Origin of the sequence: Armatimonas sp., from assembly GCF_031410135.1 — a bacterium.
Taxonomy (GTDB): domain Bacteria; phylum Armatimonadota; class Armatimonadia; order Armatimonadales; family Armatimonadaceae; genus Armatimonas.
The window spans coordinates 1-2135 of the sequence record NZ_JANNYP010000499.1 but is presented as its reverse complement, the minus strand read 5'-3'; the positions used below and the strand labels follow the sequence as shown (position 1 = coordinate 2135).

The window sequence follows — 2135 nt, the reverse complement described above, 5'->3', positions numbered from 1 at the left end:
GGTCTGCTTGCGCGCCCCATAGAAAGGAAGTGTCGGCACGGGGACGTCGGTGCGGACATCGCTCTTGGTGCCGTCGAACACATAGAAGCTCGACGAGGTGTCGCCGAGTCGGTGGCTGGGCGCACGCTGTGCGGGAATCGGCTCGGCCAAAACTGCGACTCCAGACCTCTTCGCTTCTCCGAGTTGTTCCATCAGTCGAAGTCCTTCAAAGGCATCTTGGGCATAGAACACGCTGCCTTCATATAACTCTCGAAGGTCTTCTTCAACATAAGAGCGGGTTAACGCCGCTCCACCCAAGATGACCGGAATTGAACTGAGCTCTCGCGAGTTCATCTCGAGCAAGTTTTCCTTCATGATGACCGTGCTTTTGACGAGCAGTCCGCTCATGCCGATGACGCTGCACTGGTGCTCGCGGCACTTGTCCAAAATTGAGTTGATGGGCTGTTTGATGCCGATATTTACCACTCGGTAACCGTTGTTACTGAGAATGATATCAACAAGGTTCTTGCCAATGTCATGCACATCTCCGGCGACCGTTGCCAAAAGGATCGAGCCTTTTTCTGACCCCTCGACCTTCTCCATTCGAGGCTCCAAAACGGCGACCGAAGCCTTCATGACCTCTGCACTTTGCAGCACAAAGGGGAGCTGCATTTTGCCCGAGCCAAAAAGCTCGCCCACGGTTTTCATGCCATCGAGAAGGATCTCGTTGATGATCGTGAGGGGTTCGTGGAGCTCAAGCGCCGATTCGATGTGTCGGTCAAGGTTCTTTTTGATCCCGTCGACAATATGCTTTTTGAGAACGTCTTCAATGCCGAGGCCCTCAAAAGGATCGACACTCGAGTCCGTCAATTTGACGTTCTCAAACCGCGCCATTAAGACATGGAGCGGGTCATAAATACACTCGCGGTCGTTGCTCACTTCAGTTGTTCGGCTGCTGCGGTGCTTTCCCAGGGGAAGCTTGAGTTGCCAAAGTGACCATTTTTGGCGGTCGGGAAGTAGATCGGCCTACGGAGATCGAGGTGCTTGGTGATGCCAGACGGCGAAAGGTCGAAAGCGGCGCGCACGCGCTTCTCAATTTCTTGCGGATCCATGGTTTCTGTGCCAAACGTTTCGACGTTAATGGAAACGGGCTGAGCCACCCCGATCGCGTAGGCCAGAGCAACCTGAGCCTTACTTGCCAGACCTGCTGCGACAATGCACTTGGCAACGTGTCGGGCCATATAGGCCGCACTTCGGTCGACCTTGGTCGGGTCCTTTCCGCTGAATGCTCCTCCACCGTGGGGGCACATGCCGCCATAGGTATCGACAATGATTTTTCGACCGGTAAGGCCGGTATCGCCTCGGGGTCCACCGATCACAAAGTTGCCGGTTGGGTTCAGGTGATAGATGATTGGACCATCCACAAATCCACCGTATCGGGCCAGAACTGGGGCGACGATATTCTTTTGAATTCTCGCGTGGATTTCTTCTTGAGTCAAGCCAGGTTCGTGCTGCTGACTCACGACAATCGTGTCGATTCGCTTGGGCACGTTGCCTTCGTAAACCACCGAAACCTGAGCCTTTGCATCGGGTCGGAACCCGAGACTGGGCTTGTCTTTTCGCACCGAGGCAGCCTGGGCCATCAGCGCGTGGGCAATCGAAATAGGCAAAGGCATCAGCTCGGGTGTCTCGTTGGTCGCCATGCCAAACATCATCCCCTGGTCGCCCGCACCACCGGTGTTGACGCCCATTGCAATGTCGGCCGATTGCTCCTGAATGCTGACCATCACGCCGCAGGTATCGCCATCAAAACCAAGCTTAGCATCTACATATCCAACGTCTTTGATTGCGCGTCGAACGATCCCAGCAACATCAACATAGCCCTCAAGCGAAACCTCTCCGGCGACGATCGCGACTCCGTGGGCCAAAAACGTCTCAATCGCCGCGCGAGCCATCGGGTCTTGTCGCAAACACTCGTCAAGAAGTGCGTCGGAAATCTGGTCTGCGAGCTTGTCTGGGTGTCCTTCGCTTACGCTCTCGGAGGTGTAGATCTTAGGGTATGCCATGCCTTCTCCCCAGGGTACCCCCTTGGGTTCAGGCGATCAGACGATTGAACCTGGGGCGATCGCGCAGAGATCACCAGGAGTGTGTTTAAG

At 55.2% G+C, this 2135-nt stretch carries 2 protein-coding genes; both read right to left on the bottom strand.

Annotated elements, in window-relative coordinates; all coding sequences use genetic code 11:
- A partial coding sequence (locus tag RMO15_RS18610) for a B12-binding domain-containing protein (protein ID WP_309715178.1) occupies positions 1 to 918 on the bottom strand: 918 nt, incomplete at its 3' end.
- Complete coding sequence (metK, locus tag RMO15_RS18605; protein ID WP_309715176.1) at positions 915 to 2045, bottom strand: methionine adenosyltransferase; 1131 nt, start codon at positions 2043 to 2045, stop codon at positions 915 to 917. The genes metK and RMO15_RS18610, both read right to left, overlap by 4 nt.
- Between the last annotated feature and the right edge of the window lie 90 nt (positions 2046 to 2135).

Coding starts and splice junctions, on each gene's coding strand:
- metK (WP_309715176.1), bottom strand. CDS start 2,045: ATGGCATACCCTAAGATCTACACCTCCGAGAGCGTAAGCGAAGGACAC.